Origin of the sequence: Couchioplanes caeruleus (assembly GCF_023499255.1) — a bacterium.
Classification (GTDB): domain Bacteria; phylum Actinomycetota; class Actinomycetes; order Mycobacteriales; family Micromonosporaceae; genus Actinoplanes; species Actinoplanes caeruleus_A.
On the sequence record NZ_CP092183.1, the window covers coordinates 6,501,390 to 6,525,638 of the forward strand.

Consider the following 24,249-nt stretch of genomic DNA (forward strand, 5'->3'; position numbering starts at 1 on the left):
AAGACCCGCTAGGTTTGGCGCCGTGACCTCCCCGCTCGAGCGCGCCGGCCTGCACCCCCGCGTCGACAAGGCTCTCGCCGCGTTCCTCGCGGCCCAGCGCACGCGCCTGCTCGCGATCGACGACGCGCTGGGTGACGTGGCGGACACCTTGGAGGCGTTCGTGCTGCGCGGCGGCAAGCGGCTGCGGCCGGCGTTCGCGTACTGGGGTTATCGCGGAGCGGGCGGCATCGACTCCGACCATGTCGTCGCGGCGGTGGCCGCGCTGGAGCTCGTCCAGGCCAGCGCGCTGATCCACGACGACCTGATGGACCGCTCGGACACCCGGCGCGGCGAGCCCTCGGTGCACCGCCGCTTCGCGTCCCGGCACGCGGCCGCCGCCTGGCGCGGCGACGCCGACGCGTTCGGCGACAACGCGGCCGTGCTCCTCGGCGACCTCGCCCTGGTCTGGTCCGACGAGCTGCTGCACAGCTCGGGCGTGGGCCTGGAGGAGCTGGCCCGGGCACGTCCGGTCTTCGACGAGATGCGTACGGAGGTGACCGCCGGCCAGTACCTCGACGTGCTGACCCCGGTCACCGGCGACACGTCGCTGGAACGCGCCGGCAAGGTCGCCCGCTACAAGTCGGCCAAGTACACGGTCGAACGCCCGCTGCTGCTCGGCGCCGCCCTGGCCGGGGCGTCCGCGGAGGTCAGCCGGGCCTACTCCGCGTACGGGCTCCCGCTGGGCGAGGCGTTCCAGCTGCGCGACGACGTGCTCGGCGTCTTCGGCGACCCGGCACAGACCGGCAAGCCGGCCGGCGACGACCTACGCGAGGGCAAGCGCACGTACCTGATCGCGGCCGCGTACGAGGCACTGCCGGCGGCCGGCCGCGGCGAGCTGGACCGCGGCCTCGGCGACCTGAAACTGGACGAGGCCCGGGTGGAGCGGCTGCGCGCGCTGATCACCGGAAGCGGCGCGCTGGCCCGCACGGAGACCCGGATCGCCGCGCTGACCGCGGAGGCGCTCGCCGCCCTGGACACGCCGGCCATCGAGGCGGAGGCCCGGTCGGTGCTGCTAGCCCTCGCCGACGCGGCCACGCGCCGCGCGGTCTGAGGAACGCGCCCGCAGCAGGCGCAGCACGGCGCTGCCCTCGCCGGCCCTCGGCTCACGCTGGACGCCGCGCCGGCCGAGCCACACCCAGACCGACAGCGTGAGCAGCACCATGGCGAAGCCGAAGAGCAGGTCCTCGACCGGCGCGTACGCGATCCGCCAGCCGATGATCGCCGCCGGGTCGTAGATCACGATGTGCCGCCCGGTCAGGATGCCGTTGGACAGCAGCTGGAAGACGATGATGATCGGGTACGTCGCCCAGAACACCACCCGCCGCACGAGCCGGGTCCGGAGCACGAACAGGTCGATGAGGACCGCGCCCACCACGCCCAGCAGGGCCGCCGCCGTGTAGCTCACTCGTCACCGTCCCCGGCGGGCCGGCGCAGCACCGCGCGGACCGCCTCGAAGCCGAGCACCGCGCACACCGGCACCACCACGAAGAAGAGCACCTCGTCCAAGGGCAGGCCGCCGGGCAGCAGGATCCCGGTGGTCTGTTCCGGGTCGAAGGTCCAGTGTCCCGCCGCGATCGCCGCCAGGTCCCAGAGGACGAAGACGACCACCACCGGCAGCAGCGTGAGCAGCAGCCGGCGGCCGCGGCGCAGCACGTTGACCTTGAGCACCGGCTCGAGCCAGAGCGCGCAGACCAGGCAGCCCGCGAGCACGAGCAGGTACGCCAGGTGGCTCATCGACGCGGCTCAGAACCCGAGCGCCTGGGCGCGCCGCTTGACCTCGCGGGCGCGGTCGCCGCCGAGCGCCACCGCGCCGGAGCCGCCGAGGGTCTCGTCGGGTTCGTACAGCCACCCGATGGCCTCTTCGTCGTTGTACCCGGCGTCATGGAGCAACGTGAGGATGCCGGGCAGGTGCTTGAGCACGGTGCTGTTGGCGATCAGCTCGGCCGGCACGACCCGGATGCCGTCGCGCCTGACCGCGAGCAGCACGCCGTCGCGGATCATCTGGTGCACCTTGCTGATCGACACGCCGAGCCGCTCCGCCACGTCGGGCAGGTTGATCCACTCGGCCGGGCCGGCCGGCTGTCCGGCCGCCGGGCCCACGGTTACGGAATCGGTCACCCGACCAGCCTGCCACGGCCCGTACCCACGGCACCACGCGGTGCCCCTGACCCCGCCGGGACGGTCCCGGCTCGAGATCGAGGAGAGGTCGCGATGACCCTGTGGCGGAGAACCCGCACCGAGGTGGCCGGCGCGTGGCGATCACTGCGTTACGACCTGGGCCGCCGGGAGGCCGATGAGGGCGGCGCGCCGTCCGGCGTCCGGCCGGTGCACCCGGACGTGACCTCGACCGGGTACAGCACGTTCGGCGGCGCCGGCATCACCGGCGGGCTGCTCCCGTCGTACGGGCCCGCCCACGCCCGCCGCCCACGCCGGGCGGTGGCCGTCACGGCGTTCGGCACGCTCGCCGTGGCCGGCGCGGCCGGGAGCTACTTCGCCGTCGTCAACGGGCTCGGCGTGGTGCTGGGCGACCAGCCGGCCGGCGCGGAGCCGTACCCGCTGGCAGCCGCGGCGCCGGACGGCACGCCGGGCGAGGATTCCCACGAACGGCTCGGCCGCGGGCCGCAGGAGGCGCCCGCTCCGGCGGAGGCGCCGGCGGCTGCCGGGACTGTGCGGACCGTGCCGCACACCCTCGCGACCACGGGTACGCCGGACAGCACCGGCACGGACGTCCTGCCGGCCCCGCGGCGCACCACCGTGCACCGGACTTCCCCGGCCGCGCCGCCGACCCCGTGCGACTGCCTCACTCCGCCGGTGCCGACGCCGACCGCGGCTCCGTCGTCGCCGCACAGCCCCGAGCCCACGCCCACGCCCAGCGCCTCCGACGACGACTCCCCGTCGCCCGATCCGACGTACTCCGTGCCCGAGCGCCCCGACAGCACCGAGCGGGCACGCGTCACGCCCGGGCACTGATCCGATTTATCACGATAAGGGGCCCGTGGTCGCTCGGACCACGGCCCGATATCGTCCATCTGCGCGGCTCGCCCTCAAGGACGCCGTACCCGTTCGGTCTCAGCTGTGACATCCTGGACCGTCTTTCCCGGAAGGGCACATACACTTCACGCCGATGGACACGACTGTCGCCGACACGTTGATCGGCACGACGATTGACGGGCGCTACCGGATCACCGGGCGCGTCGCCCGCGGTGGCATGGCGACCGTTTACACCGCCGTGGACGACCGGCTGGGGCGTACCGTCGCGCTCAAGATCATCCACCCGTCGCAGGCGACGAACGTGCACTTCGTCGACCGGTTCACCGACGAGGCCAAGACGATCGCCCGGCTGACCCACCCGAACGTGGTCGCGGTCTACGACCAGGGGCGCCACGAGGGCCTGCCCTACCTGGTGATGGAGTACGTGCAGGGCCGCACCCTGCGCGACCTGCTCACCCAGCGCCGCCGGCTCAACCCGGTGGAGGCGCTGGCGATCCTCGAGCAGATGCTCGCCGCCATCGCCGCCGCGCACCGCGCCGGCCTGGTGCACCGCGACGTGAAGCCGGAGAACGTGCTGGTCGCCGAGGCGCCCAGCGGCGGCATCGCCAACCTCGTCGACGCGGTCGTCAAGGTCGCCGACTTCGGGCTGGCCCGCGCGGTCGAGGCCAGCGCCGACGAGAGCGGCCAGCTGATGGCGACGGTGGCGTACGTGGCCCCCGAGCTGGTCACCGACGGTCACGCGGACGCCCGCACGGACGTGTACTCGGCCGGCATCGTGCTGTTCGAGATGCTCACCGGCCGGGTGCCGTACGACGGCGACGAGCCGGTCGAGGTGGCGTGGCAGCACGTGGACAACGACGTGCCGGCCCCCTCGAGCATCGTCAAGGGGCTGCCGACCATCCTCGACGACCTCGTCGCCCGGGCCACCCGCCGCGACCCCGGCGCACGTCCCACCGACGCCGGCGCGCTGCTCGCCGAGGTGCAGGTGGTCCGCGACGACCTGGGCGCCGCCAACGTCGAGACGGCGCTGCTGCGTCAGGTGCCCGCCCGCCCCGCGATGGCCGACGCCACCGCGCTCGTGCCCGCCGTCACGTCGGTGATGCCGCCCACGACCGGTGACCGGCCGCCCTGGGCGCGCCTGCCCGAGCAGGCCGGTGGCCGCGGCGCGCGCCGCCGGCCCGACGCCCCCGCCCCGGGCGAGTACGGCGCGGTCGGCCGCTTCGGCGACCGCCGCCGGCTGTTCATCCTCGGCGCCGTCGCGCTGATGGTGCTGGTGGTCATCGGCAGCACGTGGTGGGTGACGCTGGGCCGCTACACCGACGCACCGCAGATGGTCAACATGACCCGCTCGCAGGCCGAGCAGGAGGCCAAGGCGCGCGGCTTCGACCTGCGCTTCGACGACGGCCGCTACGACGAGAACGCGCCCAAGGACACCGTCCTGGCACAGGACCCGCCGGCCACCGAACGCCTGGTCAAGGGCGGCCTGCTGACCCTGACGCTGTCCCTGGGCCCGGAGCGCTACCCGGTCCCCGACGTGGTCGGCATGGAGAAGGCCGCGGCCAAGGGCGAGATCGAGGGCACGAAGCTCAAGTTCAAGGAGGGCGCCGGCAAGTACAGCGACACCCTCCCGCAGGGCGTGGTCATCTCCATCGACCCCAAGGCCGGCGAGTCCCTCAAGCCCGGCGCGACCGTCACCGCCGTGATCAGCAAGGGCAAGGCCCCGATCACCGTGCCGCAGGTCGTCGGCAAGAACGTCAACGACGCCCGCGCCGACCTGCAGCGGCTCGGGCTGAGCGTCGTCGAGCAGTACAAGGACAGCGACCAGCCCGCGGACACGGTCATCGGGCAGTCCCCGGAGCAGGGCACCGGCGCGGAGAAGGACGACGAGATCAAGCTCGACGTCAGCAAGGGCCCGCCGCTGGTCACCGTCCCCGACCTCACCAACCAGCCGTGCCAGCAGGCCGCGCAGACGCTGCAGGGCTCGAGCCTGGTGCCGAAGATCAATTTCAACCCCAACGGTCTCGTACGCCAGCAGTCGCCCGCGCCGAACACCCCGGTGCCGCCGCAGACGGAGGTCGTGCTGAATTGCCTGTAACCCCCCGGTCCGACCACCCCGCCGCCACCCACGAACGGACTGAAGGCGGCTCCCGGTCCGACCGGGGCCGTCCCGTCGGGTCGCACACGAGGACGTCGGGCGGCCTGGCCAAGGCCGCCCTGCCGTACGCGGACGCGGCGGGGTCGGAGGCGGTGCAGGTCTACGTCTCCAACTCCCGCGGCTGGGCGCTGCCGCCGGGCGACCCGAAGCAGGACACGCTCTTCCGCGACGGGTGCGGCGAGCGGGGGCTGCCGGCGTACATCCACGCGTCACTGCTGGTGAACCTCGGCTCCCCCACCGAGCTCACGGTCACCCGCTCGGTCGAGACCCTCGAGCACGCCCTGCAGCGCGGCGCGGCCATCGGCGCGACGGCCGTCGTCTACCACGCGGGCAGCTCGGTCGATCCGGCCCACGACGACAAGGCGATGCACCAGCTCCGCGAGGCGCTCCTGCCCCTGCTCGACCGCGCGGCGGCGCAAGGCCTGCCGAAGCTGCTCGTCGAGCCCAGCGCCGGCGGCGGCCGCAGCCTCGCGTCCAAGGTCGAGGACCTCGGGCCGTACCTGGCGGCGGTCGAGCACCACCCGTGGCTGGGCGTCTGCTTCGACACCTGCCACGCCTGGGCGGCCGGCCACGACCTGGCCACCCCGGGCGGCATGACGAAGACACTGGACTCGCTGGTGGCCACGGCCGGCCCGGACCGCCTGATGCTCGTGCACGCCAACGACTCGAAGGACGACTGCGGTTCCACCCGCGACCGCCACGAGACGATCGGCAAGGGCCGCATCGGCACGGCGGCGTTCGCCGAGCTGCTCGCCCACCCGGCCACGGCCGGCATCCCGGTGATCGTCGAGACCCCCACCGAACAGCACGAGGGCCACGCGGCGGACATCGCGCTGCTCAAGGGCCTCCGTCCGGCATGAGCACCGGCGAGGACCTGACGCTGCCCGCCGCGCTTGCGGAGGCCCACGAGCCCGCGGCCCGGGCGTGGTTCCCCACCTTCCAGGCCATGGTCGACGCCCAGTGCCGATGACGGGGCGCTGAACCGCGTCGTCCGCCGCGCGGGCGGCCGGGCCGAAGCCGCCCACGACGACAAGGCCATGCAGCCGGTCCTTTCGGGCACAGCGCGCCCGGGGTCCCGCCGGCCGAAGTGAACAGGTGTTAACTTTCGGCCCATGCGAACCGCACCCCTCACCGTCGCCGACCTGCCCGGGCCGCGGGGACTTCCCCTGCTGGGCAACCTCATCGGGTTCGCCCGCGGGGGCACGCCGCACCGGTCCCTCTACCGCTGGCGGGAGCGGTACGGCCCCACGTACCGGATCCGCCTGCCCGGCACGACCGCCGTCGTCACCTCGGATCCGGGCATCCTCCGGGCCGTGTTCCGGGAGCGCCCGGACGGTTTCCGCCGCGGCCGGTTCGTGTCCGACCTGATCGACGAGCTCGGCGGCCACGGGCTGTTCAGCGCGGAGGGCGACGACTGGCGCCGGCTACGCCGGATCGGCACCCGCGGCCTGGGCGCCGCGTCCCTGCACGCGTCGTTCGGCACGGTGGCGGGAGCGGCCGGCCGGCTGCGGGACCGATGGCAGGCCGCGGCGGCCTCCGGCGAGCGGGTGGACGTCCTCGACCACCTCATGCGGTACACCCTCGAGGTGGTGACCGGCGTGACCATGGGCCACGAGCTGGGCGGCGCCGGGGAGGGCGACCTGCACCGCCATCTCGCGCTCGTGTTCGCCACGTTGCGGCGCCGGCTGAACAGCCCCGTACCGTACTGGCGGCTCGTACGGCTGCCCGCCGACCGCAAGGTGGACGCCGCCGTCGCGCAGACCGGCCGGCTGATCCTGGACCGCTATGCCGAGGCCCGGTCCCGGATGGCCGGCGGCGGGGAGCCGGGTGACTTCCTCACCGCGCTCGCCCGCGCGGACCTCGACGGCGAGGAGCCGCTGAGCGACGCCGACGTGGTGGGCAGCGTGCTGACCATGATCGTCGCCGGCCAGGAGAGCAGCGCCGCAGCGACCGCCTGGGCGGTGCACTTCCTCGCCACGCACCCGGAGGTCCAGCAGCGCGTCCGGGCCGAGGCCGAGGCGGAGCTCGACCCGGACGGCCCGCCGGACGCGGCGGCTCTGCCCCGGCTGCGCCTCGCCGGCGCGGTGATCGACGAGGCGATCCGGCTGCGGCCCCCGTCACCGTTCGTCGTCATGGAGCCGCTGGCCGAAACGACCGTCGGCGGCCTGCGCGTCGGCCCGGGCACGCCCATCTTCGTGCTGCAGGCGTACGGTTCGGCCACCGACGCGGATCGGTATCCCGATCCCGGCGCGTTCCGTCCGGGCCGCCCGGCCGACGCCGCGCAGGGTGAGCAGCCGTACCTTCCGTTCGGCAGCGGGCCGCGCTTCTGCCCGGGCCGCAACCTGGCCCTCCTGGAGGCGACGCTGCTGATCGCCACGATCTGCCGCGCGTTCACCCTCGAGCCCGACACCTCCGCCGGTCCGGTGGGCGAACGCGAGACCTTCGCGCTCTACCCCACCAACCTTGGCGTGCGTTTGCGGCCCGCTAGCGACGCGCCAGGCGTTCCTCGAGATGCGCGCGGCAGGCCGGCCACTCCGCGGCGATGATCGAGAACATCGCCGAGTCGCGGAGCATGCCGTCCTCGCCGGGCGCCCAGGACCTGGACCACTGCCGCAGCACGCCCTCGAACTGCGCGCCCAGGCCGGCGATCGCCGCGCGGGAGCGGCCGTTGCGGGCGTCGGTCTTCAGGTCCACCCGGGCCGCGCCCCAGGCCTCGAAGGCGTGCCGGAACAACAGGTACTTCGCCTCGGTGTTGATGCCCGTGCCCTGCGCGGACGCCGCCAGCCAGGTGAAACCGACCTCGACCGCCATCAGCCGGTCCCCGTCCGGCCACGGCCGCGGATCCCAGTACGCCGTGACGCCCACCGCCCGTCCGGACGCGGCGGCGATCTGCGCGTACGGGGCCAGCTGCCCCGCCGCCGCCCGGCCCAGCTGCTCGTCCAGGTACGCGCCGACCTCGTGGGCGCGGGGCACCCAGGTCCAGCCGTACGAGGACCGGTCCTCCTCAGCCGCGGCGGCGAGGTCGGCGGCGTGGCCGTGGCCGAGGGGCTCGAGCCGTACGCGATCGCCGGCCAGCACGGGCGCCGAGAGTCGGGGCATCGCTCAGTGCGGCTCGATGTCGTACGTGAAGACGTACCGGTGCTCGTCCGAGCTGTTGTCGATCTCGAACGTGCCGGTGATGCCGGTGAGCTCGTCCGTACCCGAATCCGGCACGACCCGCACGGTCAGCGTGCCGGATCCGCGGTCCATGAGCCCGAAGTGCTGCAGGACGAAGCTGCCGCGGAGCCCCTCCAGCGTGCCGGTGATGTGGTCGATGGCGACGTAGCCCGCCGATCCCTCGACCGGGGTGCCGACCGACAGCATCTCGGCGCGGCCCGTGCCGACGAGGTCGCCCTCGATCGTCTTGTGGACCTGCATGCGGCCGAGCGTGTCGTCGTCGGCCTTGAGCGGCTCGAACGTGGTGGTGAAGGTGCCGGTGGCGCGGCGGCTCATCGCGGGCTCCTCGTCGGTGGCGGGCGGCGTCGGGTCCGATGTAACCAGACCGGACGCCGCCTGCTCAGGCGGCGCGCAGAAGGTCGGACAGGACCACGATCGTGCGGTCGACGTCGTCGTCGTCCACGTCGAGGTGGGTGACCGCGCGGGCCAGCCGGGGCAGCATCACCGTGATCCGGACGTCGCGTTCCGCGGCCCTCGCGACCAGCGTCGGCGCGTCCATCGACGCCTTGGTCAGGTCGAGCGGGACGAGGTTGGTCCGCACGGCGGCGGCGTCGACCACGCCGAACGGTTCGAGGGCCTCGGCGAGGCGGCGGGCCCGGGCGTGGTCCTGCGCGAGGCGGTCGACGTGGTGGTCGAGGGCGTACCGGCCGGCCGCCGCGAGGATGCCGACCTGGCGCATGCCGCCGCCCATCCGCTTACGGATCTGCCGGGCCCGGGCGATGCGCTCCGCGGAGCCCACGATCAACGACCCGACCGGTGCGCCGAGGCCCTTCGACAGGCAGACCGACAGGGTGTCGAAGAGCTGCCCGTACGTGAACAGCGGCACCCCTTCCGCGACGTGCGCGTGCCAGATGCGGGCGCCGTCGCAGTGGAGGGCCACCCCGGCGCTCTTCGCCACGTCGTGCAGGCGGTGCAGTGTCGCGAGCGGGACGATCCCCCCGCCGCCGAGGTTGTGCGTCTGCTCGACGGCGATCGCCCGGGTCGGCACCGAGGGGTAGCCGGCCGGGCGGATCATCCCCGCGATCTCGTCGACGTCCAGAGCGGCGCCGCGCGACGGCCAGGTGCGCGTCGAGATGCCGCCCAGCGCGGCGGCGGCGCCCAGCTCGTACGTGACCACGTGCGCGTCCGCGCCGGCGAGCAGCTCCTCCCCCGCCGGCACGACGAGCTGCATCGCGATCTGGTTGGCCATCGTGCCGGACGGGGCGAACAGCGCCGCCTCGTGCCCGAACATCCGCGCGACGTGCGCCTCGAGATCGTTGACGGTCGGGTCGTCGCCGAAGACGTCGTCGCCCACCGGCGCGGACGCCATGGCCTCGCGCATCGCCGGCGTCGGCCGGGTGACGGTGTCCGAGCGCAGGTCAGCCACGCAGCATCTCCGCCACGAGGAACGCCAGCTCCAGGCTCTGCTGGGTGTTGAGGCGGGGGTCGCAGGCGGTCTCGTACCGGCCGGGCAGGTCCAGGTCCTCGATGCCCTGCGCGCCGCCGAGGCACTCGGTGACGTCCTCGCCGGTCAGCTCGACGTGGATGCCGCCCGGGTGGGTGCCGAGGCCGCGGTGCACCTCGAAGTAGCCGAGCACCTCGTCGACGATCCGGTCGAAGTGGCGCGTCTTGTAGCCGTTGGACGACTCGTGGGTGTTGCCGTGCATCGGGTCGCACTGCCACACGACCTTCGCCCCCGACGCCGTCACCTTCTCCACGATCGGCGGCAGCGCCTCGCGTACCTTGCCGTTGCCCATCCGGCTGATCAGCGTGAGCCGGCCCGGGACGTTCTCCGGGTTGAGCTTCTCGCACAGCTCGATCGCGGTCTCCGGGGAGGTGCCGGGGCCGAGCTTCACCCCGATCGGGTTCGCGATGCGGCTGATGAAGTCGATGTGCGCGTGGTCCAGCTGCCGGGTCCGCTCACCCACCCAGAGGAAGTGCCCGGACAGACCGTACGCCCGGCCGTCGGAGACCCGGGTCAGCGCGCGGTCGTACTCCAGCGCCAGCGCCTCGTGCGAGCAGTACAGGCTGACCGTGCGCAGCGCCTCGTCGTCGGTCATGCCGCAGGCGCGGATGAAGTCGAGGGCGCGGTCGATCTCGCGCGCGATCGCCTCGTAGCGCTCACCCGCGGGCGACGCCCGGACGAAGTCCTTGTTCCAGTCGTGCAGACCCGCGAGATCGGCAAGACCACCCGCCAGGTACGCCCGCAGCATGTTCATCGCCGCGGCGCTGTTCGCGTACGCCCGGATCATGCGCTGCGGGTCGGCCACCCGGGCGCCCTCGTCGGCCTCCAGCGAGTTGATCAGGTCGCCGCGGTACGCCGGCAGCCCCAGCGAGTCGGTCGGCGCGGAGCGCGGCTTGGTGTACTGCCCGGCCACCCGGGCCACCTTCACCACCGGCATCGAGGCGCCGTACGTGAGCACCACGGCCATCTGCAGCAGCGTGCGCGCGTTGGCGAGCAGGTGACTCTCGGTGTTGTCGGCGAACGTCTCGGCGCAGTCGCCGCCCTGGAGCAGGAACGCCCGCCCCTCGCACACCTCGGCGAGCTTGTGGCGCAGCTGGTCGACCTCGTACGGCGCGACGATCGACGGGACGTTGTCGAGGACCTTGCAGACCGAAGTGACCTCGTCCATGTCCGCCCACGGCGGCATCTGCAGGCGCGGCAGCTCGCGCCAGCGGTCCAGGCCGAGCGCCGAGTCCTCGGCGGAGTCGGTGGAGGGACGGGAGGTCTGCAGGGCGGTCGCACCGACCCCGGGATGACTGAGCTGATGCCACTCTCGGCGCATGCCGAAAGCCTAACCAGGGACAGGGAAGGGGCGCCGGGAGGATCCCCGGCGCCCCACCTGCTAGGACTGCGTCACTGGGTTTTGCTTCGGTTTTCCGCTGCGGGCAAGCTCAGCCGAGGCCGTTCTTGATCGCGGTGATGAGCTCGCCGTTGCTGGTGTCGCCGGAGAACTCCCAGAAGAACGCGCCGCCGAGACCCTGCTGCTTGGCGTACGTCATCTTGCCGCCGATGGTGGCCGGGGTGTCGTAGCCCCACCAGTTGCTGCCGCACTTGGCGTACGCCGTGCCGCCGACGGTGCCCGTGGCCGGGCAGCTGTTCTTGAGGACCTTGTAGTCCTCGATGCCGGCCTCGTAGGTGCCCGGTGCCGCGCCGGTCGCCGAGCCGCCCGGTGCGCTCTGCGTGACGCCGGTCCAGCCGCGGCCGTAGAAGCCGATGCCGAGCAGCATCTTGCTCGCCGGGACGCCCTTGCTCTTCAGCTTCTGGATCGCCGCGTCGGACCAGAAGCCCTGGGTCGGGATGCCGGCGTACGAGGTGAGCGGCGAGTGCGGGGCGGTCGGGCCCTGCGCGTTGAAGGCGCCGTAGTAGTCGTAGGTCATCGGGAAGACCAGGTTCAGCTTCGCGATGCCGGAGGCGTAGTCGGCCGCGTCGAGCTTGCCGCCGTTGGAGCCGTCGGCCGAGATCGCCGAGGTGATCAGGAAGTTCGCGCCGAACTTGTTGCGCAGCGCCGTGATCACGTTGTTGTACGAGGCCGGGCCGCTGCTGTCGCAGGAGAGGCCGCAGGCGTTCGGGTACTCCCAGTCGATGTCGATGCCGTCGAAGACGTCCGACCAGCGCGAGTCCTTGATCAGGTTGTAGCAGGAGTTCGCGAAGCCGGTCGGGTTCGCGGCGGCCTGGGTAAAGCCGCCGGACCAGGTCCAGCCGCCGAACGACCAGATCACCTTGATGTTCGGGTACGCCTTCTTGAGCTTGCGCAGCTGGTTGAAGGAGCCGCGCAGCGCGCCGGTGTCCCACGTGTCGGCGACGCCGTCCACGCTCTCCGCCGCGGTGTACGCCCGGTCGTAGTCGGCGTACGAGTCACCGATGGAGCACTGGCCGCCGGTGGTGTTGCCGAACGCGTACAGGATGTGCGTCAGCTTGGACGCCGAGCCGCTCGTGACGATGTTCTTCACGTGGTAGTTGCGCCCGTAGACGCCCCACTCGGCGAAGTAGCCCACGACGTTCTTGCCACCGTTGCCCGGGGGCTGGGTCGGCGGGGTCGTGGGAGGCGTGGTGGGCGGGGTGGTCGGAGGAGTCGTCGGCGGGGTGGTCGGAGGCGTGGTGCCGCCGCCGCACGTGCCGCCGTCGATCCACACGTCCCACTGGCCGCTGTGGGTCGACGGCGCCTCGTTCTGCGTCCACCACTTGGCGGTGTAGTTGTGACCGTTCTGGGAGGCGGCCATGTCCTTGGTGTAGACCGCAGTGGAGCTCCAGGCGGGAGCACAGGCAGCTGCGGCGGACGCCTGGACCATGGGGACGGCGGCGGACGCCATCGCCACGATCGCTCCGGCCCACAGGGCGCGGCGGAGGGTTTTCTTCACTGCGTCTCCTCAAGAACCAACAGTTAGGAAACTTTCCAAAGGGAAGTTGAAGAGACGGTAGTCACATCTATGAACGTGAGTCAAGGTGGTGACGACGGTTTGGCCGCTCTTTTAACTTCGTCGCAGTGAGCGCCACGGCGTGCACTCATACGGGCACAGCGCGTAGTCTGCCGTCATGACCATCTTCGACGTCGACATCGACGCCCTTACCGGGGGATCCGCCGATCTGCGGCAATACCGCGGCAATGTCGTCCTCGTGGTCAATGTCGCCTCCAAGTGCGGCCTCACCCCCCAGTACGCCGGCCTCCAGGAGCTGTACCGCGCGTACGCCGACCGCGGCCTGGTCGTGCTCGGCGTCCCCTGCAACCAGTTCGCCGGGCAGGAGCCGGGCAGCGCGGCCGACATCGACCAGTTCTGCCAGGTGAACTACGGCGTCACCTTCCCGATCACGGAGAAGGTCGAGGTCAACGGCCCCGGGCGGCACCCGCTCTACCGCGAGCTCGTCGGGAGCGGCGACGACATCCAGTGGAACTTCGAGAAGTTCCTCGTCGGCCCGGACGGCACGGTCGAGGCCCGCTTCGACCCGGGTACGCAGCCCGGGGACGAGCGCCTCGTGTCCGCCATCGAGAAGCTCCTACCCCGCTGAGCCGCTCATGAGCCTTCACGTCATCGGCGTCGACGCGTACGCCCTCGGCTGGGTGGGGGTGGAGCTGCGCGACGGCCGCTTCGGGCGGGCCATGCTCGCGTCCACCCTCTACGAGATCGTCGCGGGCAGCTCCGGCGCGGCCGTCATCGGCGTCGACATCCCGCTCGGCATGCTCCCCGACCGCTGGCGCGCCGCCGACACGCTCGCGGCCGACCAGCTCGGGCCCCGCCGCGGCAGCGTCTTCCGGGTGCCGCCCCGCGCGGTCTGGCAGGAGTCCGACTTCGCCGCCGCCAACCGGCTCTGCCGCGAGCTCACCGGCGCCGGGCTGAGCCGGCAGTCCTGGGCGTTGCGGCCCAAGCTGCTCGAGGCCAACGCCATCTGGGAACGCCACCCCGGCCTGCTGTTCGAGGCCCACCCCGAGGTGTCCTTCCGCCAGATGGCCGGCGAGCCGCTGGCGTACGCGAAGAAGACCTGGAGCGGCCAGGCCCGCCGCCGCGACCTGCTCGCCCGCAACGGCATCGTGCTGCCCGACCAGCTCGGCCCGGCGGGCCAGGCGCCACCGGACGACATCCTGGACGCGGCCGCGGTGGCGTGGAGCGCCCACCGGATGGCGACCGGGGCAGCGCTGAGCCACCCCAGCCCCCCGGAGGAGAACAACGGCGCCCGGATCGCGATCTGGTACTAGGACCGTGCGCTACAGCGTCGAGGTGTCGAGGACGAGGCGGTAGCGCACGTCCCCCGCGTCCAGCCGGTCGTACAGCTGCCCGGCCTGCCCGGCGGTGATGATCTCCACCTCCGCGGTGATCCCGTGTGCGGCGCAGAAGCCGAGCATCTCCTGCGTCTCCGCGAGACCACCGATCGAGGTGCCGGCCAGGCTCCGGCGCCCGCCGATGAGCAGGCCGACCGGCGTGGTGAGGGGCCGGGCAGGCGCACCGGCCATGACGAGGGCGCCGTCGACGTCCAGCATCGCCAGCAGCGGCGCGGTGTCCGGGGACCCCGACAGCGTCGAGATGATCAGATCGAAGGCGCCCGCGCACCCGGCGACGGCGGCCTCGTCGGTCAGGGCGAGATGGCGGGTCGCGCCGAAGCGCAGGCTGTCCGCCGCCTTGGCCTGCGTGCGACTGAGCACGGTGACCTCCGCGCCGACGGCGGAGCTGGCCGCGGCCGACCCCGAGGTCGCCGTCCGCGCCGAACGCATGTACGGGACGTACGAGCAGATCCTGGTGACCTGCCTGCAGCAGGCGCAGCAGCACGGGGACCTCGCGGCGCATCACGACCCGCGCACAGCGGCGGCCCTGCTCCTCATCACCATCCGGGGCATGGACGCCCTCGGCCAGGCCGGGCGCGACGCCGGCTTCATGCGCGAGGTGGCGCGGCACTCCCTCGCATTCCTGTCGACCCCCGGGACCTGACCGCGCCGGCCCTCGTACGGCTCAGGCGGACTGGGCCGCGATCTCCCGGGCCCGGTCGCGGGCGGCCTCCAGGGCGGCCAGCAGGGCCGCGCGGACGCCGTGGTTCTCCAGCTCGCGGATCGCCGAGATGGTGGTGCCGGCCGGGGACGTGACCGCCTCCCGCAGCTTGACCGGGTGCTCGCCGGAGTCGCGCAGCATGACGGCCGAGCCGATCGCGGTCTGCACGATCAGCTCGTGCGCCACCTGCCGGGGCAGGCCGAGCAGGATGCCCGCGTCGATCATCGCCTCGACGAGCAGATAGAAGTACGCCGGCCCGGAGCCGGAGAGCGCCGTCACGGCGTCCTGCTGCGACTCCGGCACACGGATCGTCGAGCCCAGCGGCTTGAACATCTCCTCGGCGACCGCGAGGTGCTCGCCGGTCGCGTGCGGGCCGGCCGAGATCGCCGTCATCGCCTGGTCCACCAGGGCCGGGGTGTTCGTCATCACCCGCACCACCGGGGTGTCCTCGGGCAGCCGGGCGGCGAAGAAGCTCGTCGGCAGCCCCGCGCAGAGCGAGACGACGAGCTTGCCGGCGGGCACCTTCGGGCCGATCTCGGCGAGCAGCGTGCCGGCGTCCTGCGGCTTGACCGCGATCGCCAGCACGTCCGCCTCCGCCACCGCCGCCGGGTTGTCGACGATCCGGACGCCGTAGCGCTCGCGCAGCTCCTCGGCCCGGGCGGGGCGGCGCGTCGTGACGAGCAGGTTCGAGGCCGGCCAGCCCGCGCGCAGCAGGCCGGAGAGCACGAGTTCACCGATCTTGCCGGCGCCGAGCACCGCGACGACGGTCATGGGGACCTCCGGAGGAAAGAGACCGGGGGCGGGCGTGTGCCGCCCGCCCCCGGTGATGAAGCTGTCGCTCAGCTGCCGAAGAAGACCTCGGCCTCGTTGTACCGCTCGATCGGCACGGTCTTGAGCTCGCCGGTGCCGTCGATGAGCGGGACCCGGACGATGTCGGTGCCGCGCAGCGCCATCATCTTGCCGAAGTCGCCCTCGTGGACCGCGTCGATGGCCTGCAGGCCGAAACGCGTGGCCAGGACCCGGTCGAACGCGGTCGGGGTGCCGCCGCGCTGGATGTGACCGAGGACGACCGTACGGGCCTCCTTGCCGGTCTTCTCCTCGAGCTGCTCGGCGAGCCACTGGCCGATGCCACCGAGGCGGACGTGGCCGAACGCGTCGAGCTCCTGGCTCTGCAGGCTCATCTGGCCCTCGAGCGGCTGGGCGCCCTCGGCGACCACGACGATGGGCGCATACTCGACCTGGAAGCGCTTGGTCACGTACGTGGCGACCTGCTCCACGTCGAAGTTGCGCTCCGGCAGCAGGATCACGTTGGCGCCACCGGCGAGGCCGGCGTGCAGGGCGATCCAGCCGGCGTGCCGGCCCATGACCTCGACGACCAGCGTGCGGTGGTGCGACTCGGCGGTGGTGTGCAGCCGGTCGATGGCCTCCATCGCGATGTTGACCGCGGTGTCGAAGCCGAACGTGTAGTCGGTGGCGTTCAGGTCGTTGTCGATCGTCTTCGGCACGCCGACGACCTTGACGCCCAGGTCGTTGAGCTTGGTCGCGACGCCGAGGGTGTCCTCGCCGCCGATCGCCACGAGCGCGTCGACGCCCTGCTCGGCCAGGTTCGCCTTGATCTTCTCGACGCCGCCGTCGATCTTGAACGGGTTGGTCCGGGAGGAACCGAGGATCGTGCCGCCACGGGGCAGGATGCCGCGGACCTCGGCGATGCCGAGCGGCTTCGTCAGGCCCTCCAGCGGACCCTTCCAGCCGTCCCGGAAGCCGACGAACTCGTGACCGTACGCGGCGACGCCCTTGCGCACCACCGCCCGGATCACCGCGTTGAGACCGGGGCAGTCGCCGCCGCCGGTGAGCACGCCGATACGCATGATTGCTCGTCCTCCCTGATCGGGTCGCGAGATGCCCGGCTCCCCTGGGATTCCGTCGTCCGGCGTCACTGCCGGGTCCAGGGGCGGGCCGCAAACGCACTGTAGTCGTCGGGCCCACCCCGGACCAAAGCGCCCCGCTACAAGCGGACGGTTTCGTTCTCGCCGGCGTCCGGCGTCTTCCCGGTGACGGCGGCCTTCGCGTACCCCAGGAGCGTGATGACCTTCGAACTGTGTGCGGACTCCCAGTACTCGGCGCTGTCCGCGTGCACCTTCACCAGCGTCAGGTTGGGCGTCTCGAGGCCGTCCGGGAACCACGCCTTGAGCATCGGGTTCCACAGCTCCTCCGCCTTGGCCCGGTCCTCGGTCTGCGCCGCGGAACCGGACACCGACGTCCAGGCGTGCTGCTTCGCGTCGCTGAAGGACACGTTGACCTGCGGGTTGGCCCGGATCTGCGCGACCAGGTCGGAGTCGGCGTACGTGAAGAACCACAGGTCGCCGTCGAACTCGACGTCCTGCAGCGCCATGGGCCGGCTGACATGCCTGCCGTCCGCGGTCATCGTCGTGAACATCCCGATGCGGGCGTCCTTGACGAGCTCCTTCAGCTTCTCGCGCTTGTCCTGCTCGGTGTGCTCTGCCATGACAGGTTCCTTCCGTCGGTCGTACCCCGGACGTTCCCGGGGCGCGCACGGCGAAACGGAGCGCCGGTCAGCCGCCCATCGCCTTCCAGCGGGCGAGGTTGTGCTTCGCGTCGACGAGCGCGTCGTGGCGGCCCTGCGCGGTCGGCAGGGGCGGGCGTCCGAGGTCGTCCCAGCGCTGCCGGAGGTCCTTGGTGAAGCGCGGGATCTCCCGGGGCAGCGCCGGCATCGCGCCCCACAGCTGGGCCAGGGCGACGTGGTCGTATGCCGCGTACCAGGCCCAGAGCTCGATCTGCTCCCCGCGGCCGTGCACCGGCTCGACGAGGAACGCGTGCAGGTCGTCGCGGATGCGCTCGCGGGAGCGCCACGCCGGGTCGGCCGGCGACGGCAGCTTGTCGAGCACGTTGCGGCGCACCCACGGCACGGCGCGGGTGTCGTCGAATTCCGTCGAGACCGCGTAGAACTCGCGGCCGTACTCGTCGACCATGCCGATCGAGACCAGATCGACCGTGCGGCCGTCCTCGATGAATTCGCAGTCGTAGAAATAGCGGTAGACCATCGGGGCCCATCCTCGCCTACCGCGGGTCGGTCCCCGTCGCCAGGGCCTCCCGTGCGCGGCGCAGCACCTCCCGCCCGGCGTCGCCGTCGCCCGCGAGGAGCCGGCGGGCGGCCCGGTCGGCGTGCACGGCCCAGCGGAACCGGAGCATGACCGGCAGCGCGGCGCACAGCTCGTCCTCCTCCACCGGGCCGGCCGCGAGGTAGCCGTCGAGCAGCTCCGCCGACGTCTCCTGGCCGCCCGCGTACAGCACCGCGGCGGCCACGTCGTAGAGCAGCGGGCCGGTCCCGCTCGCCCCGCAGTCGAGCAGGCCGGCGCGGCCGGTGGCGGGGTCGACGAGGAAGATCTCCGGTGCCGGGTCGCCGTGCAGCACCCCGTACGTCAGCCGGTCGGTGACGGTCAGCCGGGTCATCGCCGTGACCGCGTCGGCGACGGCGGGGCGTACCCACGGCTCCACCGCGAGGTGCGGCGCGTCGGGGTCCAGCAGGTTCCAGCGGCGCAGCCCCGGATGGTGGAAGCCCTGCAGGGCCCGGTGCACCGCGCCCAGCCGGTCGCCCCAGAACTGCTGGTCGACCGGGTCGCGGCCGTCGAGGGTACGGCCGGGCGCGCGGCGCAGCACGGCCAGGGCGCCGTACGGCGTCTCGACGGTCAGCGCGCCGGCGAGGGTGCGTACCGGCTGCCCGGCCTCGATGCCCGTGCCGCGCAGGTGCTCGGCCGCGGCCAGCCCGGCCTCGACGGGCTGGCGGGCGGCGGGCTCGGCGAGGCGGGCGACGAAGCGCTCGCCGCCCGCGGTCACGTCCCAGCCGGCGGAGAGCAGGCCGCCGGGCAGCGGCGATATCTCCGCGGGCACGAGGTGCCACTGGTCGCGCAGGGTGGATCGAAGAAGGTCATGGTCCGGCACGGCGGCGATTATCCCGGCACACACTGTGACATCAACGGACACGGCGGGCGACAGTCGCCGCCTATTGTCACGAGCGGCGATTAGGGGGTGTACAGCCAGCGACATCCGCGAAATGATCGAGCGAGCGCTCTGGAGGTATCAAATGGCGTGGATGACGCTCTACATGCTAAGAGTGATCGTTCGCGTCGAGGGGCCGACGCCGGACAGTGGAGTCGACGGTGGTCCCGACCGGGGGAAGGACTGACCGTGGACCATCGGCTGCCGGAGCCGGGCGACGCGCTCACGGGCGTGGAGATGTTCGCCGGGCTGGAGCCCGACGTGCGCCAGCGGGTGATCGCCGCGGCCGTGCCCCGCACCTATCGCAAGGGGCAGATCCTCTTCGTCGAGAACGATCCCGGGGACTCCCTCATCGTGCTGCGCCGCGGCGCGATCGCCGTCTTCCGCACCGCGCCGACCGGCGAGCGGGCGGTGCTGACCGTGGTCCGGCCGCCGGACGTGCTCGGCGAGGTCTCGCTGCTGGACGCCTCCACCCGCTCGGCGAGCGCGGAGGCGATCGAGGACAGCCAGGCGCTGGCGCTGTCCCGGGTCGCGTTCATGGACCTCGTGCACTCCAACCCGCGCATTCTCGACGCGGTGATGCGCTCGGTCGGCGGGCTCATCCGCCGCCTGACCGAGCAGAACGCCGACCACGTCTTCCTGGACCTGCCGGGCCGGGTCGCCAAGACGCTCGTCCGCCTCGCGGGCGACAGCCAGGCGCCCATGATCACGATCGAGCTCAACCAGAGCCAGCTCGCCGAGATGGCCGGCGGCTCGCGGCAGAGCGTCAACCAGGCCATCGGCTCCTTCGCCACCCGCGGCTGGCTGCGCACCGAGGGCCGGCGCATCGTCGTCACGGACGTGTCGGCGCTGCGCCGGCGGGCCGGCATGGCGGAACGCTGATCAGTCCGTGAAGCGCGACGCGGCGGGTCCGTCGAGGTGGCCCGCCGGCAGGCGCCGGCCGCAGACCACCAGCAGCAGGTCCTGCGCCCGGCCGCGAACGAGCTGACCGGCGCCGTAGGACCAGTCGAGGTCGGTGGCCCTGAGCTCGGCCCCGGCCAGGTCGGCGCCGAAGAATGCCACGTTGCGCGGGCGCATCCCGGCGAGGACCGGGCGCAGGCGCTCCGGCGGGACCGTCCGGTCCAGGCGCAACGCCACCGTGATGTCGAGGCCGTGGATGACGTCGTGGGACAGCGCGCCGGCCGCTCCCCCGCCCGGCGGCGTCCACGGGTGCGCGACGTTGTCCCGCAACTGCTGAAGAAGCTGGTCCGCGCTCATCCGGGCGGCGTCGCGGCGGGCGCTGCGGTCCGCCATGCGGTTGACGTCCCCGCGGGCCCGGGCCAGCTCCAGCACCACGCGCCACATCGGCATCCGGAAGGGCTGCGTGATGTGGGCGACCACCTCGCGGACCCGCCAGCCCTGGCACAGCGTGGGTTCGTCCCACTGCTCCGGCCGCAGCCCCGCCAGCAGATCCGCCATGTCCGTACGCTCGGCCACCACCGCGGCCCGTACTCGTTCGTCACTCATGCCGCTACTACGCCGGGGCGGGGCGGAACTAACCGGCCGGCGCCGGGGTCACCGCGACCGTCTTCAGGGCGGCCGCGTAGACGTCCACGTACTCGCGGCCGGTCAGCGTCATGAGCTCGTACATGATCTCGTCGGTGACCGCCCGCTCGACGAAGCGGTCGCCGGCGCGGTCGGCGAAGCGGGAGAAGTCCAGCGGCCTGCCGAAGCGCATGCGGACCCGCTTGACCGACGGGACCAGCGTGCCGGTCGGCTGGATCTCGTCGGTGTTGAGCAGCGCCACCGGCACGACCGGAGCGCCGCTCTCCAGCGCCAGCCGGGCCACCCCGGTCTTGCCCCGGTAGAGGCGGCCGTCCGGCGAGCGGGTGCCCTCGGGGTAGATGCCGGCGATGTTGCCCGAGCGCAGCACCCGCAACTGGGTGTCGAGGGCCGCGCGGGCCGCTTTGCCGCCCGAACGGTCCACCGGGATCGTCCCCGTGCCGACGAAGAACTGGCGCATGAGCCGGCCTTTGATCCCCTTGCCGGTGAAGTACTCGGCTTTGGCGACGAATGTCACCCTGCGCCTGACCACCAACGGTGTGAAGATCGAGTCGGAGAACGACAGGTGGTTGCAGGCCAGGATCACCGGACCGGTCTGCGGTACGTGCTCGAGCCCTTGCACGTCGGGGCGGAACACGACCTTGAGGACCGGGCCGAGGAGCGCGTACTTCAGCAGCCAGTAGAACACCGGTGTCCTTCCCGTCGAGGGCAGCCAAAGCGTACGAAGCGGGAGCGGCACGCCACAACGCACTCCCGCAAGCGGTACCTGTCGTGTCACCATTCAAGGCACGCGCGCGAGGTGCGCGGGGCGAGGAGTGTGCAGGGTGTCTGCGGGTGGCGCCCGTCGCGGGCGGCGGGACAACGGGCTCGACGCGGCCGACTACGCGGCCGCGGGCGACGTGGATCCGCGTGTCGGCGAGCACCTGCTCGACGTCCTGGCCGCCGGGGGGATCGCCGCCTACCTGCAGCCGTCCGCCGATCTGAACCCGATCCTGCGGGCCACCACGTTCCCCGCCCGCCCCACCGACCGGCTCTACGTGGACCGCCTGCACCTCGCGACCGCCCGGGAGCACCTGCACAAACTCACCGGCGGTTCCGGGCCGACCCCGCCGGCGCCCCGGCCCGACCCGGCCGCGGCCGGCGACCAGAGCGACGTGGACGCCGAGTGGGCGAAGATCGTCGCGGGCTTCCACACCGCCGTCGACCCGACCGCGCCGCCGTGGCCGGCCGCGGAGGGCATCGACCCCACGGCGGCGCCGCCCGAGCCGCCGGCGTACGAGCCGCCGAAGCCGCAGCCGGGCGACCGGCTGACCTCGGCCACGGACTTCACCGGCATCCAGCTCAACCGCCGGCGCACCGACCGGGTGGACGAGCCGCCGAGCATGCTGGACGGCCTCGACACGTTCGGCGCCGGGATCGACGACGACGATGACGACGAGCGGTACGTGCCGCCGCCCCCGCCGCCGCTGCCGCACATCTCCAAGTACGCGATCGCCGGGGTGCTCGGCGTCGTCCTGGGTTTCGTGCTGTTCGTCTTCCCGTGGCTGATCCCGATCGATCGCACGATCGTGACGCTGATCGGCTTCACCGCGATCGTCGCCGGAGCGGTGACACTGGTGTGGCGGCTGCGCTCGGGTGAGGACGACGACGACTTCGACGACGGCGCAGTCGTCTGAAACCCTCCCATAGACCCCCGCCTCTGTATCGCTGGGTAGTCATCGCGTAACCTCTCGTGGATGCGCCAGAGCTCGCTCGTGGTCGTTGCCAACCGTCTCCCGCTCGACGACAGCACCGCGCCCGACGGCGCCTGCGAGTGGAGGCGCAGCCCGGGCGGCCTCGCCAGCGCCCTGCACGCGATCCTGCAACAGACCCCCGCCACCTGGGTCGGCTGGGCGGGCGGCACCGGGGAGGCACCGTCCCTGCCGGACATCGGCACCCTGCGGATCCGCCCGGTCGGCCTCTCCGCCGACGAGCTGCGCGGCTACTACGAGGGCTTCGCCAACTCCACGCTGTGGCCGCTGTACCACGACGCCGTCGAGCAGCCCGTCTTCGACCGCGGCTGGTGGGAGACGTACCGCGACGTCAACCGGCGCTTCGCCGAGGCGGCCGCCGAGGTGGTCGAGCCCGGCGGCGCGGTGTGGGTCCAGGACTACCACCTGCAGCTCGTCCCCCAGCTGATCCGCGAGCTGCGCCCCGACGTGCTGATCGGCTTCTTCCTGCACGTGCCGTTCCCGCCGCCGGAGCTGTTCATGCAGCTGCCCCGCCGGGTGGAGCTGCTGCGCGGGATGCTCGGCGCCGACCTGGTCGGGTTCCAGCGCCCGCAGGCCGCGCACAACGTGGCCCAGCTCGCCGTCAAGCTGCTGGGCGCGCCGGTCACCGCCAACGACCAGATCACCGTGGACGGGCGTACGGTGCGCACCGGCGCGTTCCCGGTGTCGATCGACGTGGCGGAGATGCAGGCGCTGGCCGCCCGCCCCGACGTGCGCGAACGGGCCCGGCAGCTGCGTACGGATCTGGGCCGCCCGCGGCGCGTGCTGCTGAGCGTCGACCGGCTCGACTACACCAAGGGCATCGAGCACCGGCTGACCGCGTACAGCGAGTTGCTGCGCGACGGGCGGGTGAAGGTGCGCGACACGGTGATGATCCAGGTGGCGGTGCCCAGCCGGGAGCGCGTGGAGAACTACCGGGTGCTGCGCGACCGCATCGAGGGCGAGGTCGGGCGGATCAACGGCGAGTACGGCCGCGTCGGCGAGACCGCCATCCACTACCTCAACCAGCCCTTCGACCGCGCCGAGCTGGCCGCGCTCTACCAGACCGCCGACGTCATGGTGGTGACCCCGCTGCGCGACGGCATGAACCTCGTCGCCAAGGAGTACGTGGCCGCCCGCGCGGACGGCGCCGGCGCGCTGGTGCTCAGCGAGTTCGCCGGCGCCGCGGCCGAGCTGTCGGACGCCTTCCTGGTGAACCCGCACGACGTGGACGGGCTGAAGGAGACGCTGCTGCACGCGATGGAGGCCGACCCGGCGGACCTGGAACGGCGCATGGCCGGGATGCGGGCGCACCTCACCCGTCACGACATCCTCGCGTGGGCGCGGGCGTACCTGACCGCGCTGGACCGCACCGGCCGGATCGCCGCGTGGCTACGGCGCTGACCGCCCGATCCGGTAGCCGGCGCGGGGCACGGTCCGCACGATCTGCGGATCACCCAGCTTGTGGCGCAGGTTCATCACGGCCACCCGTACGACGTTGGTGAACGGGTCGGTGTGCTCGTCCCACGCCTGCTCGAGCAGGTCCTCCGTGCTGACCGCCTGCCCCTGCCCGCGCATGAGGGCGTGCAGGACACCGAACTCCTTGACGGTCAGGTGCAGCGGGCGGCCGTCGCGGGTGGCCGTACGGGCGGCGACGTCGACCACCACGCCGTCGAGCTCCAGCACCGGGGGCAGCGCGGGGGCCGTACGCCGGGCCAGCACCTGCACCCGGGCCAGCAGCTCGGCGAAGGCGAACGGCTTGGTCAGGTAGTCCTCCGCGCCCAGCCCGAGCCCGGCCACCCGGTCGTAGATGCCGCACGCGGCGGTGAGCAGCAGCACCCACCGAGGTGTTCGCCATCATGTTCACGCCGTCCGGCACGTTCTGCCGCGCCGAGAACAGCGGGTTCTCCAGGTGCCGCACCGAGTACGCCCCGTGCGACAGCAGCCACTGGAACCAGGTGTTGTCCGGTGGCAGGTGCGCCGACAGCGTCCCGTTCGGGTCGGCGAGGTACCGGCCCATCACCACCAGGCCGAGGGCGACGTACACCGCCGCGGCGCCGAGGTCCGGGCGATGCCGGCGCAGCC

At 72.7% G+C, this 24,249-nt stretch carries 27 protein-coding genes and 2 pseudogenes; 11 read left to right on the forward strand and 18 right to left on the reverse strand.

Annotated features, from left to right (window positions below):
• The first annotated feature begins 22 nt into the window (after positions 1-22).
• Positions 23-1,090: a polyprenyl synthetase family protein gene (locus COUCH_RS29965; protein WP_249608558.1), complete on the forward strand. Its 1,068-nt coding sequence runs from the start codon at positions 23-25 to the stop codon at positions 1,088-1,090.
• Here the strand turns inward: COUCH_RS29965 and COUCH_RS29970 are convergent.
• The 3 genes from COUCH_RS29970 to COUCH_RS29980 are packed head-to-tail and all read right to left on the reverse strand — an operon-like array spanning position 1,052 to position 2,157.
• A complete protein-coding gene (locus tag COUCH_RS29970) occupies positions 1,052-1,444 on the reverse strand; it encodes a lycopene cyclase domain-containing protein (protein WP_249608559.1) in 393 nt (130 codons plus the stop codon). The two genes, COUCH_RS29965 and COUCH_RS29970, sit on opposite strands and share 39 nt — an antisense overlap.
• On the reverse strand, positions 1,441-1,773 hold the full coding sequence (locus COUCH_RS29975) for a lycopene cyclase domain-containing protein (protein ID WP_249608560.1): 333 nt from the start codon (positions 1,771-1,773) through the stop codon (positions 1,441-1,443). Before COUCH_RS29975 ends, COUCH_RS29970 begins: the two co-directional genes overlap by 4 nt.
• Before the next feature lie 9 nt (positions 1,774-1,782).
• A complete protein-coding gene (locus COUCH_RS29980; protein WP_249608561.1) occupies positions 1,783-2,157 on the reverse strand; it encodes an Rv2175c family DNA-binding protein in 375 nt (124 codons plus the stop codon).
• A 93-nt stretch (positions 2,158-2,250) separates the two neighbouring features.
• On the opposite strand from COUCH_RS29980, the gene COUCH_RS29985 reads away from it, so the two are divergent.
• The 4 genes from COUCH_RS29985 (at position 2,251) to COUCH_RS30000 (ending at position 7,731) form a co-directional block, all read left to right on the forward strand.
• Positions 2,251-3,009, forward strand: coding sequence for a hypothetical protein (locus COUCH_RS29985; protein WP_249608562.1), 759 nt, complete (start codon positions 2,251-2,253; stop codon positions 3,007-3,009).
• A 154-nt stretch (positions 3,010-3,163) separates the two neighbouring features.
• Positions 3,164-5,125 carry a Stk1 family PASTA domain-containing Ser/Thr kinase gene (gene pknB / locus COUCH_RS29990; RefSeq protein ID WP_249608563.1) on the forward strand — a complete coding sequence of 654 codons (1,962 nt, stop codon included), beginning with the start codon at positions 3,164-3,166 and terminating at the stop codon, positions 5,123-5,125.
• Positions 5,116-6,045 carry a deoxyribonuclease IV gene (locus COUCH_RS29995; protein ID WP_275980003.1) on the forward strand — a complete coding sequence of 310 codons (930 nt, stop codon included), beginning with the start codon at positions 5,116-5,118 and terminating at the stop codon, positions 6,043-6,045. The genes pknB and COUCH_RS29995 overlap by 10 nt, the downstream gene beginning before the upstream one ends.
• A gap of 252 nt (positions 6,046-6,297) precedes the next feature.
• Positions 6,298-7,731, forward strand: coding sequence for a cytochrome P450 (locus COUCH_RS30000; RefSeq protein ID WP_249608564.1), 1,434 nt, complete (start codon positions 6,298-6,300; stop codon positions 7,729-7,731).
• Here the strand turns inward: COUCH_RS30000 and COUCH_RS30005 are convergent.
• From COUCH_RS30005 to COUCH_RS30025, 5 genes are all read right to left on the reverse strand, one after another.
• On the reverse strand, positions 7,670-8,284 hold the full coding sequence (locus tag COUCH_RS30005) for a GNAT family N-acetyltransferase (RefSeq protein WP_249608565.1): 615 nt from the start codon (positions 8,282-8,284) through the stop codon (positions 7,670-7,672). The genes COUCH_RS30000 and COUCH_RS30005 overlap by 62 nt on opposite strands.
• Before the next feature lie 3 nt (positions 8,285-8,287).
• Entirely contained in the window at positions 8,288-8,677 is a 390-nt protein-coding gene (locus tag COUCH_RS30010) for a DUF3224 domain-containing protein (protein WP_249608566.1), read from the reverse strand.
• A gap of 64 nt (positions 8,678-8,741) precedes the next feature.
• Positions 8,742-9,767 (reverse strand): threonine aldolase family protein, encoded by a 1,026-nt coding sequence (locus COUCH_RS30015; protein WP_275980004.1) that lies wholly within the window; start codon positions 9,765-9,767, stop codon positions 8,742-8,744.
• A complete protein-coding gene (locus tag COUCH_RS30020; protein WP_249608567.1) occupies positions 9,760-11,166 on the reverse strand; it encodes a class II 3-deoxy-7-phosphoheptulonate synthase in 1,407 nt (468 codons plus the stop codon). The genes COUCH_RS30015 and COUCH_RS30020 overlap by 8 nt, the downstream gene beginning before the upstream one ends.
• Positions 11,167-11,275: 109 nt before the next feature.
• A complete protein-coding gene (locus tag COUCH_RS30025; RefSeq protein WP_249608568.1) occupies positions 11,276-12,742 on the reverse strand; it encodes a glycosyl hydrolase family 18 protein in 1,467 nt (488 codons plus the stop codon).
• Between the two features lie 175 nt (positions 12,743-12,917).
• On the opposite strand from COUCH_RS30025, the gene COUCH_RS30030 reads away from it, so the two are divergent.
• Both COUCH_RS30030 and COUCH_RS30035 read left to right on the forward strand, forming a co-directional pair.
• Positions 12,918-13,388: a glutathione peroxidase gene (locus tag COUCH_RS30030; RefSeq protein ID WP_249608569.1), complete on the forward strand. Its 471-nt coding sequence runs from the start codon at positions 12,918-12,920 to the stop codon at positions 13,386-13,388.
• Between the two features lie 7 nt (positions 13,389-13,395).
• Positions 13,396-14,073 (forward strand): DUF429 domain-containing protein, encoded by a 678-nt coding sequence (locus tag COUCH_RS30035; RefSeq protein ID WP_249608570.1) that lies wholly within the window; start codon positions 13,396-13,398, stop codon positions 14,071-14,073.
• A 9-nt stretch (positions 14,074-14,082) separates the two neighbouring features.
• Here the strand turns inward: COUCH_RS30035 and COUCH_RS30040 are convergent, their stop codons facing one another.
• Positions 14,083-14,517: a hypothetical protein gene (locus tag COUCH_RS30040; protein ID WP_249608571.1), complete on the reverse strand. Its 435-nt coding sequence runs from the start codon at positions 14,515-14,517 to the stop codon at positions 14,083-14,085.
• A gap of 1 nt (position 14,518) precedes the next feature.
• Here COUCH_RS30040 and COUCH_RS30045 point away from each other — a divergent pair, with 1 nt between their 5' ends.
• Positions 14,519-14,800 (forward strand): TetR family transcriptional regulator C-terminal domain-containing protein, encoded by a 282-nt coding sequence (locus COUCH_RS30045; RefSeq protein WP_249608572.1) that lies wholly within the window; start codon positions 14,519-14,521, stop codon positions 14,798-14,800.
• 21 nt (positions 14,801-14,821) lie between these two features.
• On the opposite strand, the gene proC is transcribed toward COUCH_RS30045, so the two are convergent.
• The 5 genes from proC to COUCH_RS30070 all read right to left on the reverse strand — a co-directional run bounded on the left by proC (position 14,822) and on the right by COUCH_RS30070 (position 18,817).
• A complete protein-coding gene (gene proC / locus COUCH_RS30050) occupies positions 14,822-15,628 on the reverse strand; it encodes a pyrroline-5-carboxylate reductase (RefSeq protein WP_249608573.1) in 807 nt (268 codons plus the stop codon).
• A 68-nt stretch (positions 15,629-15,696) separates the two neighbouring features.
• Positions 15,697-16,725 carry a 6-phosphofructokinase gene (locus COUCH_RS30055; RefSeq protein ID WP_249608574.1) on the reverse strand — a complete coding sequence of 343 codons (1,029 nt, stop codon included), beginning with the start codon at positions 16,723-16,725 and terminating at the stop codon, positions 15,697-15,699.
• Between the two features lie 137 nt (positions 16,726-16,862).
• Positions 16,863-17,363, reverse strand: a complete 501-nt coding sequence (locus COUCH_RS30060) for a pyridoxamine 5'-phosphate oxidase family protein (protein WP_249608575.1) — start codon at positions 17,361-17,363, stop codon at positions 16,863-16,865.
• A gap of 67 nt (positions 17,364-17,430) precedes the next feature.
• Positions 17,431-17,919 (reverse strand): polyadenylate-specific 3'-exoribonuclease AS, encoded by a 489-nt coding sequence (locus COUCH_RS30065; RefSeq protein WP_249608576.1) that lies wholly within the window; start codon positions 17,917-17,919, stop codon positions 17,431-17,433.
• A gap of 16 nt (positions 17,920-17,935) precedes the next feature.
• Complete coding sequence (locus COUCH_RS30070; protein WP_249608577.1) at positions 17,936-18,817, reverse strand: phosphotransferase enzyme family protein; 882 nt, start codon at positions 18,815-18,817, stop codon at positions 17,936-17,938.
• Between the two features lie 246 nt (positions 18,818-19,063).
• Between COUCH_RS30070 and COUCH_RS30075 the strand changes: the two genes are divergently transcribed.
• Complete coding sequence (locus COUCH_RS30075; protein WP_199516082.1) at positions 19,064-19,756, forward strand: Crp/Fnr family transcriptional regulator; 693 nt, start codon at positions 19,064-19,066, stop codon at positions 19,754-19,756.
• Here the strand turns inward: COUCH_RS30075 and COUCH_RS30080 are convergent, their stop codons facing one another.
• Together COUCH_RS30080 and COUCH_RS30085 are read right to left on the reverse strand one after the other, a co-directional pair.
• Entirely contained in the window at positions 19,757-20,380 is a 624-nt protein-coding gene (locus COUCH_RS30080; protein WP_249608578.1) for a maleylpyruvate isomerase family mycothiol-dependent enzyme, read from the reverse strand.
• A 28-nt stretch (positions 20,381-20,408) separates the two neighbouring features.
• Positions 20,409-21,104 (reverse strand): lysophospholipid acyltransferase family protein, encoded by a 696-nt coding sequence (locus COUCH_RS30085; RefSeq protein ID WP_249608579.1) that lies wholly within the window; start codon positions 21,102-21,104, stop codon positions 20,409-20,411.
• Between the two features lie 136 nt (positions 21,105-21,240).
• On the opposite strand from COUCH_RS30085, the gene COUCH_RS30090 reads away from it, so the two are divergent.
• Both COUCH_RS30090 and COUCH_RS30095 read left to right on the forward strand, forming a co-directional pair.
• On the forward strand, positions 21,241-22,092 hold the full coding sequence (locus COUCH_RS30090; protein ID WP_249608580.1) for a DUF308 domain-containing protein: 852 nt from the start codon (positions 21,241-21,243) through the stop codon (positions 22,090-22,092).
• Between the two features lie 60 nt (positions 22,093-22,152).
• Complete coding sequence (locus COUCH_RS30095) at positions 22,153-23,568, forward strand: alpha,alpha-trehalose-phosphate synthase (UDP-forming) (RefSeq protein WP_249608581.1); 1,416 nt, start codon at positions 22,153-22,155, stop codon at positions 23,566-23,568.
• Here the strand turns inward: COUCH_RS30095 and COUCH_RS30100 are convergent.
• Both COUCH_RS30100 and COUCH_RS39270 read right to left on the reverse strand, forming a co-directional pair.
• Positions 23,557-24,003: pseudogene (locus COUCH_RS30100) on the reverse strand (response regulator transcription factor); the annotation flags it as partial. The gene COUCH_RS30095 and the pseudogene COUCH_RS30100 sit on opposite strands and share 12 nt — an antisense overlap.
• Before the next feature lies 1 nt (position 24,004).
• Positions 24,005-24,184, reverse strand: a pseudogene (locus COUCH_RS39270) (hypothetical protein); the annotation flags it as partial.
• Positions 24,185-24,249: the final 65 nt, after the last annotated feature.

What these genes read in the sequence shown, in the direction of transcription:
- COUCH_RS30095 (WP_249608581.1), top strand. Translation starts at nt 22,153, where the DNA reads ATGCGCCAGAGCTCGCTCGTGGTCGTTGCCAACCGTCTCCCGCTCGAC.
- COUCH_RS30030 (WP_249608569.1), top strand. Translation starts at nt 12,918, where the DNA reads ATGACCATCTTCGACGTCGACATCGACGCCCTTACCGGGGGATCCGCC.
- COUCH_RS30010 (WP_249608566.1), bottom strand. Translation starts at nt 8,677, where the DNA reads ATGAGCCGCCGCGCCACCGGCACCTTCACCACCACGTTCGAGCCGCTC.
- COUCH_RS30005 (WP_249608565.1), bottom strand. Translation starts at nt 8,284, where the DNA reads ATGCCCCGACTCTCGGCGCCCGTGCTGGCCGGCGATCGCGTACGGCTC.
- COUCH_RS30020 (WP_249608567.1), bottom strand. Translation starts at nt 11,166, where the DNA reads ATGCGCCGAGAGTGGCATCAGCTCAGTCATCCCGGGGTCGGTGCGACC.
- COUCH_RS30080 (WP_249608578.1), bottom strand. Translation starts at nt 20,380, where the DNA reads ATGAGTGACGAACGAGTACGGGCCGCGGTGGTGGCCGAGCGTACGGAC.
- COUCH_RS30065 (WP_249608576.1), bottom strand. Translation starts at nt 17,919, where the DNA reads ATGGTCTACCGCTATTTCTACGACTGCGAATTCATCGAGGACGGCCGC.
- COUCH_RS30055 (WP_249608574.1), bottom strand. Translation starts at nt 16,725, where the DNA reads ATGCGTATCGGCGTGCTCACCGGCGGCGGCGACTGCCCCGGTCTCAAC.
- pknB (WP_249608563.1), top strand. Translation starts at nt 3,164, where the DNA reads ATGGACACGACTGTCGCCGACACGTTGATCGGCACGACGATTGACGGG.
- COUCH_RS30060 (WP_249608575.1), bottom strand. Translation starts at nt 17,363, where the DNA reads ATGGCAGAGCACACCGAGCAGGACAAGCGCGAGAAGCTGAAGGAGCTC.
- COUCH_RS30000 (WP_249608564.1), top strand. Translation starts at nt 6,298, where the DNA reads ATGCGAACCGCACCCCTCACCGTCGCCGACCTGCCCGGGCCGCGGGGA.
- proC (WP_249608573.1), bottom strand. Translation starts at nt 15,628, where the DNA reads ATGACCGTCGTCGCGGTGCTCGGCGCCGGCAAGATCGGTGAACTCGTG.
- COUCH_RS30035 (WP_249608570.1), top strand. Translation starts at nt 13,396, where the DNA reads ATGAGCCTTCACGTCATCGGCGTCGACGCGTACGCCCTCGGCTGGGTG.
- COUCH_RS29985 (WP_249608562.1), top strand. Translation starts at nt 2,251, where the DNA reads ATGACCCTGTGGCGGAGAACCCGCACCGAGGTGGCCGGCGCGTGGCGA.
- COUCH_RS29975 (WP_249608560.1), bottom strand. Translation starts at nt 1,773, where the DNA reads ATGAGCCACCTGGCGTACCTGCTCGTGCTCGCGGGCTGCCTGGTCTGC.